The following is a 17,486-nucleotide window of genomic DNA, read 5'->3' as shown; positions in this document are numbered from 1 at the left end:
GTTTGGCAGGACGTTTAACCGCCCCGCTCAAACGAAGAATCCCCCAATCAAGATGGCACTACAGCCACAATAAATACTACAGAAAACATACAAAATCGATATAATCCGACTGGGGCGTTTTTCCAGCTTTCCTTTTCTGCTATCTGTTTAAAATCTTTTTGAATGAAGGTCGGAGAAATAAACCAACACTTCCGTAAAACGAACCGTAACTTTTCGATTTATATAAATAATCGTCGATGTTATTCCCATGTTCTACCACTTTTGATGACAACTTTCTTTGGTATCCCATCTCAGCAGAAAGCCAAACCATTTTGCTCAATCGCATTTCCGAAGCTCCGAAAAATGCAAACTTGGGTTCAAAAACATCAAGATCCATTGATGAATATCCAACGTCGTTATACCTTAAATTCCCGTATTGCACGAGTTTGCAGCCGCCTTTTATATTAAATTTATCATTGTACAAATAGTGCATTTGAAAATGCAATGGAAAAGATACATCCAGAATAAAGTTATTATCCAGCTTTTTTGAATAGCTAAACGACGGAATAACCGTAAAAGGATAATACGACTGTGGAAACAATAAAAACAATCCCACGGCAAAAGAACCTTGCTGCGTATTTTTAAAAGGAAACGACGCCGACACGATTCCTGTAAACTGGTCGAGCGACCAAAACTGGAGTCCGGTCATCGATAAACGTGAAACCAAAACCAAATTGCGCGTTCCAATTTTTAACCGCTGAGAACCTAAAACAGACAATCGGGCATAAGATGTATGATTCGGCATAGGATAAGTCAACGATGTTTGTTCTGTTGTCAACTCGGCTCCGGGCATTTCAAAGTAACTATACTGACTGCTTAGCATAAGCCGAAATCCTTTTGTGGTCTGTAATAAGGGATAATTCAAATTCATTGACAAAACACGACTGTTATACGAATTGGTTTTAAATGAATCCCCGTCTCTTGAAACAAATGTCTGCTCCACAGGTGAATGATAAGAATATTCAATATCAAACAATTTTGGCATATTAAGAATCAGCTGCACCGGAATCTGAGTAGTGTCAATATCAGCTGATTCTTTTTGCGAAAGCACCTGCAAATACGAAAACAGCGGAAGCAATACCATTAAATTTTTAAACTTCATTTGTCTTCTTTTTAGATGAAAAACGAATTTTCATTTTTTCCACAATCATATAAACGCTTGGAACCAAAAACAATGTAAACAGTAACGAGCTGCTCAGTCCGCCAATAAGAACCCAGGCCATTCCGCTTTTAAATTCCGAGCCTAAACTATTTGAAATCGCCAGAGGCAACATTCCCAGAATCATAGCAACGGTTGTCATAATAATTGGACGCAAGCGTTCTTTCCCGGCTTCAACCACAACTTCAGTAAGTGTGAGTCCCTGTTCTTTTATGTGGTTGGCAAAATCAACAATCAGAATACCATTTTTAGCTACCAGTCCCAGCAGCATAATAATTCCGCTGATGGTGAAAATACTAAGGTTATTCATGGTTAATCCCAGCGCCAAAAAAGCCCCAATTGTTGCTACCGGAATAGAAAACAACACTACAAACGGGTAAACCAAACTTTCGTACAATGCTACCATTATAAAGTAAATAAGTAATATCCCGATAATCAGAGCTGCTCCCAAACTGGAGAATGCTTCTGTTTGTCTTTTCTGGTCTCCCAAATATTCAATTGAAATGGATGATGGCAATTCTGTCTGCTCAATTTTTTCCTGAATATCAGCAACGATAGACCCGGATGGACGACCAACAGCCGCTGAAGTAATCGTCATCGAAGGCAACCGATTGGTTCGCTCCAACACAGCCGAGGCGGAAACTACATCAATATCTGCAAGCTGACTTAAACGAACAACTTTTCCCATTTTATTTGTGATGGCCAAATTTTCAACATCATCAACGTTCTGCTTGTAACTGTCGTTCATGATAAAATTAATCTCATATTCATCGCCTTCCTCTTTCATTTTTATATTGTCATTTCCATTGAACGACAAATTAAGGTACTGCGCGATATCCTGTGTTGTAAAACCCATGGAACTGAGTTTATCTCTGTCGGGTTCTATTTGCACCTGTTTACGTTCTCCTTGTGTTGAATAATCAACGTAATCCGTTCCCGGAGTTGAAACTACAATATCTTTAATTTTCCCGGCACTCGATTTTACTTCATCCAAACTCGGGCCTTTTACAACAATTTGAATAGGAAAATTTGCAGAACCGGTAGCGCCAATAGGAAGCGCTGTAACTTTTATTCCCGGGATTTCTTCTTCTAACTCATCCCGGATAAGCCGCCCAAAATTATCTACATTAATGTCTCGTTCTGTTTTATCAATCATGGTTAAATCAATCTGCCCCCAGTTGCTGTTGTTTGTCGAACCAGCAGCTGTAGTTTGCGTCCCGACCAAACTGTAAGCTGTCCTCACTTCAGGATGAGACAAAATCACCTCCTCAGCTTTTTTCATGGCGTGATTGGTTTGATATAAAGACATATCCGATGACAATTCGATTTTAAGACTCAACTGCCCGTTGTCGCCTGTTTCAATAAAAGTACTGCCTATAAATCCGGTGGGAACCAAAGCTAACGAACCAACAATAAGAACGATTACCAAAATAAGCAAATACCTTTTGTGGTGCAAAACCCAATGTAACATATCGCCGTAAACCGTTTTTATCGAATCTATAATCCGCTCAAAACCCAGATTAATTCTACCCCACAGATTATCTTCACTTAAATGAATAAGTTTCCCGAATTTTGCAGCCAGCAAAGGAGTTAGCGTGAACGAAACCAAAAGACTCATTAAGGTTGAAAAAACAACGGTAAGCGAAAACTGGCGAATAATATTTCCAATCAAGCCCGTTGTAAATGCCAGCGGAATAAACACAACCAAATCGACCATAGTAATGGCAACTGCGGTAAATCCAATTTCGCTACGTCCTTCAATGGCAGCCTGCACTTTGTCTTTTCCCATTTCCAGATGTCGAAAAATATTTTCGAGGATTACAATACTGTCGTCAACCAAAATACCCACCACAAGTGAAAGTGCTGTAAGTGTCATCAGGTTTAAGCTGAACCCAAAAACATTCATCATAATAAAAGTTGGAATGAGCGCCGATGGAATGGCCACCAAAACAAACAGCGAACTTCGTAAACTGTGCAGGAAAAGCAGCATAACAAAACTTACAATTATCACTGCCAAAAACAAATCGTGAACCACTGCATCGGCTGCCGACAAAGTAAAATCCGACTGGTCAGAAGCAATTTCATAAGCAAATTCTTTTGAGCTGTACTCTCCTTTCAAATCTTCCAGTTTTTCCTTCACACCTTCACTTACCTCAACAGCATTGGCATTGTTGGTTTTATATATCTGAAGACCAATCCCGTTTTGCCCGTTAATCCGGTTGATGGTAACCGGCGTTGAAGTAGCATCTGAAACTTCAGCAATATCCTTTAGCTGAACCCGGCTTCCGTTTGCATTTTCGCGAATAACAATATCCCGAATCATATCGGCGGTTGATAAATCGGCATCCATCCACACTGAAAATTCCTGCTCATGCGAGGTGATTTTTCCACCGGGCAACGAAATAGCAGCTGCATTTAGTGCCTGATACACCTGGCTTACCGGAATTTTATAGGCATCCAGTTTATAGTTATTCAACAGTACTTTAACTTTGCGCTGCACGCCACCAATCACTGAAATCTGCCCCACTCCGGAAACATTTGACAAAATGGGAACAATATCCTCATCAACCATCTGGTACAAATCGGCGTCGGTCATTGCTGCTGAAACCGACAGGTTAACAACCGGAAACTGGTCGGTACTCACCCGGTTAACAACCGGATCATCTGCATCTTCAGGAAGTGTCGATTTTATCTGGTTAATTTTTCGCTCAATATCCTGTTGCGTATTCACATCGTCAACTCCGTTTTTTAATTGCACGGAAATAGCAGACATATTCTGCATGGAACGCGAAGTAACAATATCAACACCTTCTGTTGCAGATATCGCATCCTCAATGGGTTTCGTAACCGAAGATTCTATTTCCTGAGGTGATGCTCCCATATAAACCGTTCGAACGGTAATCACCCCGGCATCGAATTTCGGAAGCAACTCATAATTTAGTCCCAGGTAGCCAAGCACTCCAAAAAGGATCATCACAACAAATGCTACCGTGATGAGCAAAGGACGTTTTATCGATAATTCTGTAATCGTCATAACTTCTTTTGAATTATTGTTCAACAACATTCACTTTTGAACCGTCAGTAAGATTTATCTGGCCGGAGAGAACCACTTCTTCTCCAGCTGCCAATCCACCTACAACTTCAACATTTTCTCCCTGCGACAAGCCGGTAACAATTTTTCGTTCGAAAGCTTTTCCATTCCGAATAACAAAAACATAAGGTTCCTCTTTATCGGCAACCAGCGCCCATTTTGGAATTAAAATCGTCTCCTCTTTTTCGCCAAGCGAAATGGTCACATTTACATTGGTTCCGGCTTTAAAAATTTCCGGCTGATTATTCATCAAAATGTCAACCTGGTAATTGTGATTTTCATCTCCACTTGGGCTGATGAAAATAATTTTACCGGTTACTTTTTTCTCCGGAAAAGCAGAAGAAGCAACCTCCACTTCCTGATTGTTTTTAAGGGAATAAACTTCTGTTTCATCCACAAAAACAGTGGCTTTTAGCTGGCTAATATCTACAATTGTTGCGATAATCTTCCCCGCTCCGGTAAACTCTCCGGCTTTAAGATTCCGGCTGGTTACCGTTCCTTTTATCGGAGCAGTAATATTAGCATTGTTAATTTGCTGTTGTATTTGTGCCGCCTGTATTTCTGCATTATCATAAGCGTATTTTGACTCTATCAACTTCACTTCGGTAGTTGCCTTTCCTTCATACAAATCGGCCGCCCGTTTGTAATCATCCTTCAATTTTTCTTTTAAAAGCAAAGTGGATTGTAAATTCAGTTGTTGAATTCGGGTGTCAATCGTGCCAACAACTTCATCTTTCCTGACTTTGGTCCCCAAATCAATTTTTAGCGAACTTATCATTCCTGAAACTTCGGCGCTCACCGTTGCTTCTTCCACCGGATTTAACTGTGCCGGCAAAACGGTTTGCGAGGTCAAGCTTCCAATTTTTGTTTTGAAGGAGGTAACAGTAACCGGAATTTCCGAACGGTCGATAACTTTATTTGCCTCATCCAGCTTTTGTTTGTTTGAAAACAAAGTGGCTGTTATCGCGCCAACTGCAACAACGACAACAGCTATAATAATGATTTTATTACGTTTCATATTCTTGTTATTAATTATTTCCCAATTGATTGTAAAATGAAAAAAGAGTGCCTTTTGCCTTTTCGAAATCGAGGCGGGCAATCATGTATGAGTAAAGACTATTGATATAATTGCTCTGTGCATTTTTGTATGCGTTGTCGTCGTTCAGAAAATCGGTTAACGGAGCCGCACCTTTCTGATAACTCAGCTTTGTAGAGCTGTATAATTTCTGCGCAAGTTCAAGATTATCTTCGTTCCGTTGCAAGCTGTTGTATGAAGTCAGGAGACTTTTTTGCGCATTCTGAAAAGCCAAATCATATTTCTGTTCAAAAAGCTGAAGGTTTGTTACAGCATTTTCATAGTTCAACCTTTCCTGGCGCGATTTACTCGAATTTCGTAATCCGGTGAACAGCGGCACATTTAATGAAAGTCCAACATAAGAATAATCATGCCAGTTATCAAATGCACCAGAAAACTCGCCGTTCATCGACTGGCTTCCCACACGAGCAACTGCATTTATTTTAGGCAAAGAAGCAGAACGCGTAAGTTTTGTATTGATGCCCTGCAATTCAACATTTACCTTATTAATTGAATAATCCGTCAGGCTATCAACCGACCAATCGGGCAATACCGGAAATTTTACATACGATTCAAAATCTGTCGATTCAGAAACATTCAGCGGTTTATCCAGAGGAAACCCCATTGCAAACTTCAGGTTGTTTAAGGCGTTGATTCGCTGTGTTTTCATCTCGTCCAACTGGTATTCAACCGATTGGCGATTTACTTCAATACGCTGATAATCGGTTTCTATAGCCACGCCTTTGTCCAATTGTAATTTCAGGATGTCAGCCAGTTGATTATAAATCACTAAATTTTCGTTTAACTGCTCAACCGAGGCATCACAAATCAACACCTGAAAATAGGCCTGAGCAGTGTTATAAATTAATTGCTCGTCGTTTTGCTGGTCTTTAAAATCAGCGATTTTCAACTGCTCGTTTGTTGCTTTTATATTGAAAATTTTGGACTGGTCGTAAATCGTTTGCGTTACATCAACATAAACGTTATTGGAATACTTCTGCCCAAATTGAATCTCCATTTCCTCCATACCTTCAATGTCGGTGGAAAGCACATTGGTTTGGAGTTTCAAATTATCTGTTGCCGAAGCAACACCCTGCACCTGCGGCAAATAAAGACCCACTGCCTGCTTTTTCCCTTCTTCTGAAATCTTCAAATTATTCTTTGAAACCTCAACCGAAGCGTGATTTTGCAAGCTGTACCCGATACATTCCTGCAACGAAAAAAACTGTTCGTTTTGTGCAAAACCAGACAGCACAATCGTTGCGAGAAAAATGAATGTTAAAAGCTTTTTCATAATTCTTATTTAATACGTTTCCATGTTTTTGTTGTAGAAATATTTCCTTCGACAGTTTTCAAACTCAGTCTGAATAAGCCTCGCATTTCAATTTGGCACCTTGCAGAAACGCCGGTCTCAGGATTTAAAAAAGTTCCGCTTTCCCAACGGTCGTTCATGAACTCCAATCCCTGGATAATCCGAAATCCAGGCAATAATTGATTTTGAAGCAGGTCGCCGGATGAAGCAAACCAAACCAATTGAGCGGTATAATTATTCCTCTCCTGTTTAAATTTGTAATGTGCCGTGTTGTTTTCGTTTGCCCAAACACCCCTGAGTAAATCATCGGGCAACTGAGCATAAAAGTTGTAGAACCCCGGCACCAAAAAATTAAAATTGAAAAATATGTTTTCCATGGCTGTAGTTTTAATTGCGAATCAAAACTACGTGTAGCAGAAGGGAGAAGAAATCTAAAAAAAGTGGAAATGGACATTTAAGCCCGAGAGATGGACAAGCTTAGCGGTTAGTTAACCACTCCCGAAACGAGGTAACTTTGAGTTTTCCGACCAGAATTTGCTCTTTGCATTTTACATTGAGCTTCACAACCAATTTCCGGTTAAAATAAGGTTCAACTTCCCGTATTGCTCCGAAATTTATGAGATACTGCCGGTTCGCACGATAAAACTGTTGTGAATCCACCTGCCCTTCCAATACCTCCAGCGAATAATTAACAATGTATTTTTGCTCATCGAAAGTAAAAAGGAAAGTCAATTCATCGGCAATAAAAAAGTAAGCAATATCCGAGGTAGCAACCGGAATCATTTTTCCCTTATGATTTACCAGAAATGAAGATTTTGTGCCCGGGCGAAAAGAATGAATCATACTTGAAACCGACTTGGCATAATGATCTTCTTTTTGAAAATGTTCCTTTAAAAGATTAATTTTTTCAAGGCTTGCGCGTACAGATTTCAAATCAAAAGGTTTCAAAATAAAATCGATACCATTTAATTTGAATGCGTTTAAGGCATATTCATCGTAAGCCGTACAAAATATTACCGGGCAAGTAATTTTCACTTGTTTAAAAATATCAAACGACAAACCATCAGCCAGCTGAATATCCATATAAATCAATTCCGGCATGGGGTTTTCAGTTAAATATTCCACTGAACGATGAACCGATTCCAATATGTTTTCAATCTCAATTGCCGGCTCTGCTTTTTTTAATGTTTGTGCCAAATCGATGGCTGTTTGTGGCTCGTCTTCAATAATCAAAATCTTCATTTTGCTGAAATTAAAGGGATTATTACATCAAAGGTTTCTTCGTTTCTTACAATTTCGATGTGTTGCCCCGATAAATATTTGTAGCGTTTTTCAATATTTGCCAAACCTACCTGCGACGATCCTTCTACCGAAGTTTTGGGCTGCAGGTTATTTGAAATTTTTATGCTCCTGCCGGCCTGGCTAAACACTTTTATCCACAATGGTTTTTCTTTTGATACAATGTTGTGTTTTATACAATTTTCAGCAACAATTTGCAAAGTGAAGGGAGGTACATATAAATTTTTATGTTCTTCATCAATTCGAATATCAAACGAAATATTCTCCCGAAACCGACTTTTCAGCATAAAAAAATAGGCTTCCAAAATGTTTAATTCTTCACTTAAAGAAACTTTCTCCTGATGGTTTATCTGGAGCGAGTAACGAAAAATCTCCGACAAATGAATAATGTATTCTTCTGCTTCTTCCACATTTTGATACATCATCGTTTTTAAAGTAGATAATGAATTAAACAGAAAATGCGGATTCACCTGCTGACGAAGGGTTTCAAATTTAGCCTTCAGATTTTCACGCAGCAAACGCTCATTTTCCAAAAGAATACGCTCCCGCTCTTCCAGCAAAGTGACGGAATAATCAATAAAAAATATGATAATACTAAAGATAAAACCCGCCAATGCTCTCCTGTAAACATAATTGTCGGGCAAGTTTACAAGGCTGGGCTCCCGCAAAGAAACCAAAGCACCTATTTCAATTGCCATAAAAAATGCAATAATAGATAATAAAAAATAAGCAACGACGAAAATCATTCGTTTTAGCTTACCCAACGAACGATGGAAATACAGATGATCGATTACAACAAGCATGGCCCAATCGAACAAACACACCAAAAGAATTACAAACACGGTAATAATATACCGATGCTCCTGCGGCTGTTTAATCAACAACAGCATTTGCCCTAAAAGAACAACAATACTGATAGATGCTGAAGAAAGCATTGCAGCCCTCAACTTATTTTTAGAAATAAATGCATTCATAAGGTAAAAATATTACCTATTCAGCAAAAATAATAGCGATTACCTGCTTAAATGGACATTCGCCGGCGCGAAATGGACAAAAGGGGCTTAGAAAATGTGTATACTGATGTTCCGGCGATAGTAAAACAGCGCTAACAATAAGGAGACTTTTTAACACACAAAGGCAAAATAATCCGGATAATTTTCTTTCAATTTTTATAATATTCATCCAATGGTATTCCTTCCGGATTGTCAGCAGAAACAACAACCCCGCGTTTGCGTATATACCCGTCGTGATAGTTTTCTATTTCAACCTGTTCCTTATTTCGTGTTGGCAAGTATTGTTTAAAAAAAGACTTAACATTACTGTACCGGGAATCGTTTGCCAGATTCGTCCATTCAATCGGATCCTTTTCATGATCGTATAGCTCTTCTGCCCCGTCGTTGTAATGAATATATCTCCATTTCTCGTCGCGCATTGCATGGTTATTTTGTCCACAGGTGGTAATTGCCGGCTGTTTAATCGGCATATCCGGGTTTTCCATCAATTCCTTCATACTAAAACCTTCACAATGTTCCGGGATTTCTAATCCACAAAAATCTGCCAGGGTTGGGTATATATTCATAAAATCAACAGCTTCATCTATTACCCTACCATTGGAATTGTTACCAGGAACTTTAATCACCAATGGTGCGCGCGTTGCTTCTTCCCAAAGTGTATTTTTTGTCCAGTGATGCTTTTCACCCAAATGCCACCCATGATCTCCCCATAAAAGGACAATGGTATTCCCGGCATAATTGCTATTTTCAAGTGCTTTTAACAGTCTTCCTATTTGTGCATCGGCATACGATTGTGCGGCCAGATAAGCCTGAACCGCTTCTTTCCACTTTCCAGATTCTTTAAGCCTGGCCCATGTTTTTCCTGAATGTTTAATCATTTCTTTCCCCATTTGCGGAATATCGTCAAAATCATTTTCATTTACATCTGGCAAAACAATAGAATCAAGCGGATGCATGTCAAAATATTTTTTAGGGATATACCATGGCAAATGCGGTTTGTACGTTCCACAGTGCAGAAAAAAAGGTTTGTTGTGTTCCTGTTTTAACTGATGGATGACATAATCAACCATTTTCGTATCGTCAAGAGCCTCATCTCCCTGGTCAATCGCTGCCCACACAGCCTTTCCCACTCTGTTTTTCTGAATATTCGAATCAATGTTATCCCGATTTCTAAGGAGGTACTCATCCCAATCGTTTATGCTGATATAATCTGCGTGAAATAATTTACCCGCTCCGGCAACATAATATCCGTTATTTTTGAAATACCGCGGGAGGGTTAATACATCACTTAAAACATCATTAAAATTATAGGTATTGTTATATAAACCTGTTGTGCCGGGCCGCATTCCCGTTAATACAGCAGATCTGGAAGGGTTGCACAAGGGAGCTGCACAATGGGCATTATTAAACCGGACACCTTCTCCGGCAAGTTTGTCTATCGCCGGAGTTTTAGGATAGGGATATCCTTTTAGAAAACCAGCCCAGTCATTCATGTCATCTACCGAAATCATCAGGACATTGTATTTTTGTTGATGTCCTTGCGCCAAACTGCCTAAGCCCGTCAAAACTCCCAAAAATATCAGCAATAATTTATTCATACATCAAAAATTTATACGATTTGTCCGGTAAATAAACGTTCTGAAATCCCTGAATCATTCGTCCAGTGGCTCCTTTTCAAAATCAGACTTATTCACCCAACCGGTATTTACCGAACGGTCGCCATTCATATATTTCTCGTAAAAGTTCCGGAATTTATCCGACTGAAACGGATAATTGTCAAACACATCTCCATTGCCAAACATTCGTGGATCTTCCTGATTTTTGAGTTGTTCAAAAAGTTTATTTTTTAGCTTTTCTTTTACCTGTTCAAAATCAGTTATGCTGCATAAATTATCCAAACAATACGGATCCTCTTTCAGGTTATAAAGTTCTTCCTGCTGACGTTTTCCAAATGCCAGTTGCCAGTATTTGCTTTGACCATTTTCCCGTCTTTCATTTAAAATAAAAGTTTTTGTCGGACTTCCGTCGCAATCAAGATATCCTGTTTCAGGATTTCCTCCCGGCCACAATTCTGTTTTGAAATTATAAAGATAAAGCATCTCATCTTCGATAATTCCCCGTATTGGATAGCCCTGATTGTTGGGGCGTCCAAAATCGTGTCGTTCGCGTCCTATCAAAACAAAGTTTTCCCCGCCCAGGCTCAACTTATTATCTTTCAGAATAGGAAGCAATGAACGCCCGGTAATTTTTTGCATCCCTCTTTCGCTTTCAGAGACCCCGGCTACCTCCAGAAAAGTCGGGCTAATATCGATAAATGAAACATATTCATTGCTCACTCTTCCCGGATTCTTAATCCCATCCGGCCACATTATCGCCAAAGGCATATGATTTGATATTTCATACTCCTGCGCTTTACACCTGGGAAAAGGCATTCCGTTATCGGATGTAACCACAACAATCGTATTTTCAAGTTGCCCGGTTTCTTCCAGCTTATTTAACATTTGCAGTAATTGACTATCAAAATATTCTACCTCAAAAGCATAATCAAGCATGTCTGTTCGCACCGTATCATTATCGGGCCAAAATCCGGGAACTTCATCAATCATATCCAATGTTTTTCCTCCTTTTTTTATTCCCGAACCAAATTCATATCTGCGATGAGGTTCACGCCCTCCATACCAAAAACACCATGGTTGTCCATCTGGAACATCATTTAAAAAGTGATTGAAATTGGTAGAATAATCGGTTGTTGAAATCCATCGTGTCGGCTTTTCTTTTTTTGCCTGGTTGTATGCTCTTCCGGTTAACTCCCTTTTCTTCCCGTTAATTGTACCCGGATTGCCGGGTTCCCAACTTTTTCCGGTATAACCTACAAAATATCCGTGGTCTTTTAATTCCTCCACATAGGACGTAAACTTTTTGGGGAAATTCCCCACATGATTTCCTGCTTCTTCCAATTGCCAGGAATTTCTTCCGGTCAAAATACAGGCTCTTGACGGAGCACACTTTGCGTTGGGTGTATAAGCATTGGTAAACAAAACCCCGCTGCTTGCAACTTTGTCAAAAGCAGGTGTTTTAACCCATGAACACCCGTAGGCCCCCATATAGGGAAACGATGCATCGTCGGCAATACAAAACAGAATGTTAGGACGCGTTTGCGGCTTCTCGTCCTTACAGGAAGTAAAACCCAATAAAATGATTAAAAATGTAATACTTAACTTCATTTCAAAAACTATTCTAATTAGCAGACGATTCCCCGGTCACCTTTTCGACTTTAAAAACGGCACTTTCCAGTGGTTTTTTCAGGTTAACTTTAAAACCGGTATTCATTAAAACCGAACCTGAAATTATTTGGTTATCAAAAACAATGTGTGGTCTTTTTGCCGTTTTATTCAGTTCTGTAATTTTATATAAAGCATCCTCATCCAGGCCTTTCATTTTTACGGCTGCTCTTTCCACACGCCGGTGGAATTCGTGACTGTAAACCATTAAAATTGCTTCCAATTTATCGGGCAACACATAGTTTATTGAAGCAAAACCATCAGTATCATAAGGCGATTGCAAACGGTACAGATCTCCAAACTGAATAACCGGCCTGATTTCCTTGTAAAGTTTTATGGCCGATTTTGCATAATCTACCTGCTCCGATTCCAAATCATCGGGTCGCAATTCCATGCCAAATCTGCCACCGAAAGCGACATCAAACCTGAACTTTAACGAAGTTTCACGCCCGGTTTGATGGTTGGGAGATTTGGTAACATGGGCTGCCGTTGCAATTGGCGGGTAAATATGGTTTGTTCCCCATTGAATAAATAAACGCTCGTAAGGATCGGTATCGTCGCTTGCCCAAAATTCGTGTGTATATTTCATCGATGAAAAATCGACACGTCCGCCACCGGAGGAACAAGCCTGAAAAATTATTCCTGGATATTTTTCCTGCAAACGAAAAAATACGGACTCCAATCCTCGTGTATAGTCAATCCATAAATGCGATTGTTTATCATCATCCAGAAAAGTCGATCCAAAATTTTGAATATGCCGGTTTGCATCCCATTTTATATAGGCGATACGTGAATGTTCACTTAACAAATCATCAATTATTCCAAACACAAAATCCTGTACTTTTGGATTTGCCAGATCTAACAATAGCTGATTTCTCGTTAACATCGGCTCGCGCTTATTTTTTCGCTGAATGATCCATTCCGGATGATTTTCAGCCAATTCACTTTTTGGATTTACCATCTCGGGTTCAACCCAAATACCAAACTTCATCCTTTTTTTTTCTGCGTAATCAATCAGATCGTCGATACCTGCCGGAAGTTTTTTCCGGTTTACCTGCCAGTCACCCAACCCGGCTTTATCCGAATTGCGGGGATATTTATTTCCAAACCAGCCATCATCCAAAACAAAAATTTCCACACCCATCTCGGCTGCTCCATCCATCATTTCTTTTAAGCGATTGGCATCGAAATTAAAATATGCACCTTCCCAACTGTTTAAAACAATTGGCCTGATGGTATTTCCATCCTGAAGATTGTATTTTCGCGCCCAGCGGTGCAGATTAATTGATGCCTGATTTTTACCGCTTGAGCTATAAGTTAATATCATCCGCGGAGTTTCAAATTTCTCACCGGCGGAAATTGTATAAGCCGATGCAAAAGGATTAATTCCTCCAATAAACTGACATCTTTCCTGGTCGTCGATCTGAAAAGACAGTTTATAGTTTCCCATCCAGGCAAGCGCTCCCATTATTACCTCTCCATTGTCTTCGCTCGCCGCCTGGTTTAAAGCCATAACAAATGAAGGATTTTCATATTCGGTAGTACGCACTCCCCGCCTGGTTTCAATACTTTTTACACCGTTGCTTAATTTTTCCTCACTCATGTGCATCTCGCGGGCCCAGCTGCCGTTAAAATGTGTCAGATAATAACTTTCAGCTTTAAACGCCAGTGCCGAGGAAGCAAACCGATCCAAACGCACTTCGCCTTTCTCCTGATGAGAAATTACAACGTTTTGTTCAATTACATTTTCTTCCTGATAAGCACGAAAATACAAATCGACAAAAAAAGGAAGTTTTTTGTCCTTCAGGTGAATGATTGTTTCCTGCACATCACCTGTTTGCTTCTGCTCGTGTGACTGATAAAACAAATCAGTAGCCATTGTTCCATCAGAATGTGTTACAATAACAGCCATTTCGTCGGAACTTCCGTTTCCAAAAGAGGGGTATATTTCGCTTATATACGACTGTATCTTTTCAATTCCTTTTACTGATTTTAAATGCCGGCCATAATGCGATTGATATACTTTCCCATTTTTTGAAACACTAAAAACAAGTGATGTATTTTTTGTCTCAATGTGGATTACCTGTGCATTTATCTGTACACCTATAAAAAGAAAAAAAAGAACGATGAAGATTTTTTGCATTATTGTAAATTCTTTAGCATATTTTGTTTAGAATCAACCTATTCACTTTTATATTTTGGATTGGGATTGTTAACTATCGATGCTCCTGTTTTTTCCTGCAAGCGGAATAATTTTTCAAGCAATTCATCCCGCTTTTTTGTTTCAATATTTGCAAGATTGGTTGTTTCACTAATATCTTTTTTGAGATTGTATAATTCAACCGAATTATTTGTTGAAATTTTCTCTCTGCCGCCGTCAAGGCTCCATTCTTCATGAAAGAGCAGGAGTTTCCAGTCGCCATCGCGGATAACACTCACCGGACGGGTACGAAAAGCCGGATCTCTGGACTCATCGGTCAATCCGCTGTAGGCTTGCAAATAAGCAGGAAAGTACCAGAATAAAGGTTCCCTTTTTAACGAATTCTTTCCCCTGAACAAAGGAGTAATATCTGCGCCGTCGAGGGTATAATTTTGGGGAGTTTCAGCTCCTGCCAATTTTAAAAAAGTAGGATAAAAATCGGTACTGATTACGGGCTGCCCGCAACTTGTTCCAGCTTTAACGGTTCCGGGCCAGTAAACAAACATCGGTTCCCTGATTCCTCCTTCGTAATACATGCCTTTCCCACCCCGTAGCGGCCTCTGACAAGTGTAAGTACCGTGGCCTCCGTTATCCGAAAAGAATATCAGAATGGTATTTTCGCTTAATCCCAGTTCTTCCAGCGAGTTGTTAATCCGGGCAACACTTTCGTCAACACTCTGAACCATAGCCGCATATTCCGCCTGGCTTTGGCACCCTACCCCCTCTTTCTTTTCATACTTTTTGCTGTAACCTTCCTTTGCCTGAATGGGAGTATGCACTGAATGGTGCGCCAAATAAACAAAAAACGGCTTCCCTGTTTCTTTTGGATTGTTCTTTTCTATAAAATTGATTGCAATATCCGTAAGACTATCGGCGAGGTAAGCCGCTCCTTCTTTTAAATGGCCTTTGTACCCCATTTCATCGCGGTCTATACCAAAATCAAAGCCTTGTTCCTGAGGTGTATTTCCGACATGCCATTTCCCAATTGCGGCACTTACATAACCGGCAGGTTTTAGTGCTTCGGCAATGGTAATTTTGTCGAGCGAAATACTTAACGAGTTTTCATATGCCAACAACCGCCGTAACTGAGCTTTTCCGCGATTGGAATTTCCAACCGTATACACGCCGTGACGTGGAGTATATTGTCCGCTTAAAATACAGGAACGTGTTGGAGCACAATTGGCAGCATTTGCATAAGCCTGTGTAAAACGCATCCCTTTATCTGCCAGTTTATCTATGTTGGGGGTTTCGTAAAATTCCGAGCCCATAAATCCAACATCTTTCCATCCCATATCATCGATTAATATAAAAACGATATTGGGTTTTTCTTCTGCCTTCAATTTACCTCCGCAGGCAAAGATTAAGACAAGGACTAAAAGACTTAATTTTTTCATCTGTTTAAAATTTTATAATTACCGGTTAATGAGTTAATTAAAAATTTGAAAATCATGCTCGTTTCATCTCGATCTATTTTAGCACGGAAACAACTGGCTTAACCAAACTAAAAACTACCTTTTCAGATACCAGTTATTGTCCATGCTGTTATTTCTTCAAAATTAGTATTTAAACAATGGTTTCAAAGACGATTCCACACGCGCTGTATTAAATATTTCAGCCATTTCTTTTACGATCCTGGGATGATCGTCAGCAAGGTTATTTAACTCTTTGGGGTCTTTGCTCAAATCATATAACTCAATTGCCACCCCGGGATTTTTTGATACATTTTGTTTTATGGCTTTCCAATTCCCTTTTCGCACGGCTTGCTTGCCTCCTCTTTCATAAAACTCCCAATACAGATATTCGTGTTCCTTCTGCTTTTTAGCTTTTCCTTTTAAAGTTGGCAGAAAAGAGATTCCATCGATATCTTTTGGTGTTTTTGCTCCGGCAATATCTGTCAGTGTTGGCAAAACATCCCAAAAAGCACTTATGTGTTCTGATTTTGCGCCCGGTTCAACTGTTCCCGGCCATTTTACAATAAAAGGCATTCTTATACCGCCCTCATATAAATCTCTTTTGATACCCCGGAAAGGGCCCGAGCTATTAAAAAATTCAGGGCTTCTTCCTCCTTCCTGATGTGGCCCGTTATCGCTTGAAAACATAATAACAGTATTATCGTCAATGCCCATTTTCTTTAGTTGTTCTAAAATTTTTCCAACTTCCCAGTCGAGCCTGGAAATCATCGCGGCAGTGGTTGCATTTGGAGTTAGAGTTACACCATAGTGAGGGCTTCTTCCGGTTTTTTTGCCCATAAAGGGTGTTTCTTCAAATTTGCCTTTGTAAGGCTTTTCAAACTCTTCGGGAGCCCACATCTGCGCATGAGGAAGCGTTGATGCATAAAACAAAAAGAAAGGCTTATCTTTTTCTTTTTCTTCCTTAATAAACTCAAGAGCCTCCTCCAGCATCAAATCCGGGCTATAGGTTTTGCCCCGCCATGTTTCAGATCCACCGTTCCCGGGAAAGTCAATCTGTTCTCTGTTCCGGTGCAAATATTTGGGGAAATAAGCATGCGCCTGGCCGTGCCCCAGATAGCCAAAAAAGAGGTCAAAACCTTTCTCATTGGGTTGTCCCGGAGTTGTCAAACACCCGGTGCTCGATTTTCCAATCATTGCTGTTGCATATCCGGCTTCTTTCAGATATCTCGCAACGGTAATATCCTCCGGGTCGGGACGCATTTGAAAGTCACCGTTAAAACGGACATAGGTATGCCCGGTGTGTTGCCCGGTTAATAATGTGCTGCGCGAAGGTGCACACACCGTGCTCCCGGCATAGTGTTGTGTAAACTGCATGCCTTCCCTTGCGAGATTATCAATATTGGGTGTTTTTATTACTTCTTGTCCGTAACACCCCAGGTCGCCATATCCTAAATCGTCGGCAAGGATATAGATGATGTTGGGTTTGGTACCTTTTTTATTTGGTGCAGTCTTGCCAACACTCGCACAGAAAGCGATAAAAAAAATCAGTAATATTACTTTGTTTTTCATTCAAAAAAATTTGTTGAATACAGTCTTCCGAAAAAA

12 protein-coding genes are annotated in these 17,486 nt (G+C 39.9%); all 12 read right to left on the bottom strand.

The genetic code is table 11. The features are described 5' to 3' along the window. Window positions 1-139: 139 nt before the first annotated feature. On the bottom strand, window positions 140-1,141 hold the full coding sequence (locus GM418_RS14270) for a hypothetical protein (protein ID WP_158867430.1): 1,002 nt from the start codon (window positions 1,139-1,141) through the stop codon (window positions 140-142). Next, window positions 1,131-4,256: an efflux RND transporter permease subunit gene (locus GM418_RS14265; protein ID WP_217447793.1), complete on the bottom strand. Its 3,126-nt coding sequence runs from the start codon at window positions 4,254-4,256 to the stop codon at window positions 1,131-1,133. The genes GM418_RS14270 and GM418_RS14265 overlap by 11 nt, the downstream gene beginning before the upstream one ends. Then, window positions 4,246-5,307, bottom strand: a complete 1,062-nt coding sequence (locus GM418_RS14260) for an efflux RND transporter periplasmic adaptor subunit (protein WP_158867428.1) — start codon at window positions 5,305-5,307, stop codon at window positions 4,246-4,248. Before GM418_RS14260 ends, GM418_RS14265 begins: the two co-directional genes overlap by 11 nt. A 10-nt stretch (window positions 5,308-5,317) precedes the next feature. After that, complete coding sequence (locus GM418_RS14255) at window positions 5,318-6,658, bottom strand: TolC family protein (protein WP_158867426.1); 1,341 nt, start codon at window positions 6,656-6,658, stop codon at window positions 5,318-5,320. A 5-nt stretch (window positions 6,659-6,663) separates the two neighbouring features. Then, window positions 6,664-7,053: a DUF2147 domain-containing protein gene (locus GM418_RS14250; protein WP_158867424.1), complete on the bottom strand. Its 390-nt coding sequence runs from the start codon at window positions 7,051-7,053 to the stop codon at window positions 6,664-6,666. Window positions 7,054-7,153: 100 nt separating this feature from the next. Beyond that, entirely contained in the window at window positions 7,154-7,918 is a 765-nt protein-coding gene (locus GM418_RS14245; RefSeq protein WP_158867422.1) for a LytR/AlgR family response regulator transcription factor, read from the bottom strand. Next, window positions 7,915-8,949 carry a sensor histidine kinase gene (locus GM418_RS14240; RefSeq protein WP_158867420.1) on the bottom strand — a complete coding sequence of 345 codons (1,035 nt, stop codon included), beginning with the start codon at window positions 8,947-8,949 and terminating at the stop codon, window positions 7,915-7,917. Before GM418_RS14240 ends, GM418_RS14245 begins: the two co-directional genes overlap by 4 nt. A 188-nt stretch (window positions 8,950-9,137) precedes the next feature. Beyond that, a complete protein-coding gene (locus GM418_RS14235) occupies window positions 9,138-10,586 on the bottom strand; it encodes a sulfatase (protein WP_158867418.1) in 1,449 nt (482 codons plus the stop codon). A gap of 54 nt (window positions 10,587-10,640) precedes the next feature. After that, on the bottom strand, window positions 10,641-12,212 hold the full coding sequence (locus tag GM418_RS14230) for a sulfatase family protein (RefSeq protein ID WP_158867416.1): 1,572 nt from the start codon (window positions 12,210-12,212) through the stop codon (window positions 10,641-10,643). 13 nt (window positions 12,213-12,225) lie between these two features. After that, window positions 12,226-14,412, bottom strand: coding sequence for an alpha-galactosidase (locus GM418_RS14225; RefSeq protein WP_158867414.1), 2,187 nt, complete (start codon window positions 14,410-14,412; stop codon window positions 12,226-12,228). A gap of 38 nt (window positions 14,413-14,450) precedes the next feature. Beyond that, window positions 14,451-15,863: a sulfatase gene (locus GM418_RS14220; RefSeq protein WP_158867412.1), complete on the bottom strand. Its 1,413-nt coding sequence runs from the start codon at window positions 15,861-15,863 to the stop codon at window positions 14,451-14,453. A gap of 162 nt (window positions 15,864-16,025) precedes the next feature. Next, window positions 16,026-17,450, bottom strand: coding sequence for an arylsulfatase (locus GM418_RS14215; RefSeq protein ID WP_158867410.1), 1,425 nt, complete (start codon window positions 17,448-17,450; stop codon window positions 16,026-16,028). Window positions 17,451-17,486 lie beyond the last annotated feature (36 nt).

Origin of the sequence: Maribellus comscasis (assembly GCF_009762775.1) — a bacterium.
GTDB classification, from domain to species: domain Bacteria; phylum Bacteroidota; class Bacteroidia; order Bacteroidales; family Prolixibacteraceae; genus Draconibacterium; species Draconibacterium comscasis.
This window is presented reverse-complemented; position numbering and strand designations above follow the sequence as displayed.

What these genes read in the sequence shown, in the direction of transcription:
- GM418_RS14270 (WP_158867430.1), bottom strand. Translation starts at nt 1,141, where the DNA reads ATGAAGTTTAAAAATTTAATGGTATTGCTTCCGCTGTTTTCGTATTTG.
- GM418_RS14260 (WP_158867428.1), bottom strand. Translation starts at nt 5,307, where the DNA reads ATGAAACGTAATAAAATCATTATTATAGCTGTTGTCGTTGTTGCAGTT.
- GM418_RS14255 (WP_158867426.1), bottom strand. Translation starts at nt 6,658, where the DNA reads ATGAAAAAGCTTTTAACATTCATTTTTCTCGCAACGATTGTGCTGTCT.
- GM418_RS14250 (WP_158867424.1), bottom strand. Translation starts at nt 7,053, where the DNA reads ATGGAAAACATATTTTTCAATTTTAATTTTTTGGTGCCGGGGTTCTAC.
- GM418_RS14245 (WP_158867422.1), bottom strand. Translation starts at nt 7,918, where the DNA reads ATGAAGATTTTGATTATTGAAGACGAGCCACAAACAGCCATCGATTTG.
- GM418_RS14240 (WP_158867420.1), bottom strand. Translation starts at nt 8,949, where the DNA reads ATGAATGCATTTATTTCTAAAAATAAGTTGAGGGCTGCAATGCTTTCT.
- GM418_RS14235 (WP_158867418.1), bottom strand. Translation starts at nt 10,586, where the DNA reads ATGAATAAATTATTGCTGATATTTTTGGGAGTTTTGACGGGCTTAGGC.
- GM418_RS14230 (WP_158867416.1), bottom strand. Translation starts at nt 12,212, where the DNA reads ATGAAGTTAAGTATTACATTTTTAATCATTTTATTGGGTTTTACTTCC.
- GM418_RS14225 (WP_158867414.1), bottom strand. Translation starts at nt 14,412, where the DNA reads ATGCAAAAAATCTTCATCGTTCTTTTTTTTCTTTTTATAGGTGTACAG.
- GM418_RS14220 (WP_158867412.1), bottom strand. Translation starts at nt 15,863, where the DNA reads ATGAAAAAATTAAGTCTTTTAGTCCTTGTCTTAATCTTTGCCTGCGGA.
- GM418_RS14215 (WP_158867410.1), bottom strand. Translation starts at nt 17,450, where the DNA reads ATGAAAAACAAAGTAATATTACTGATTTTTTTTATCGCTTTCTGTGCG.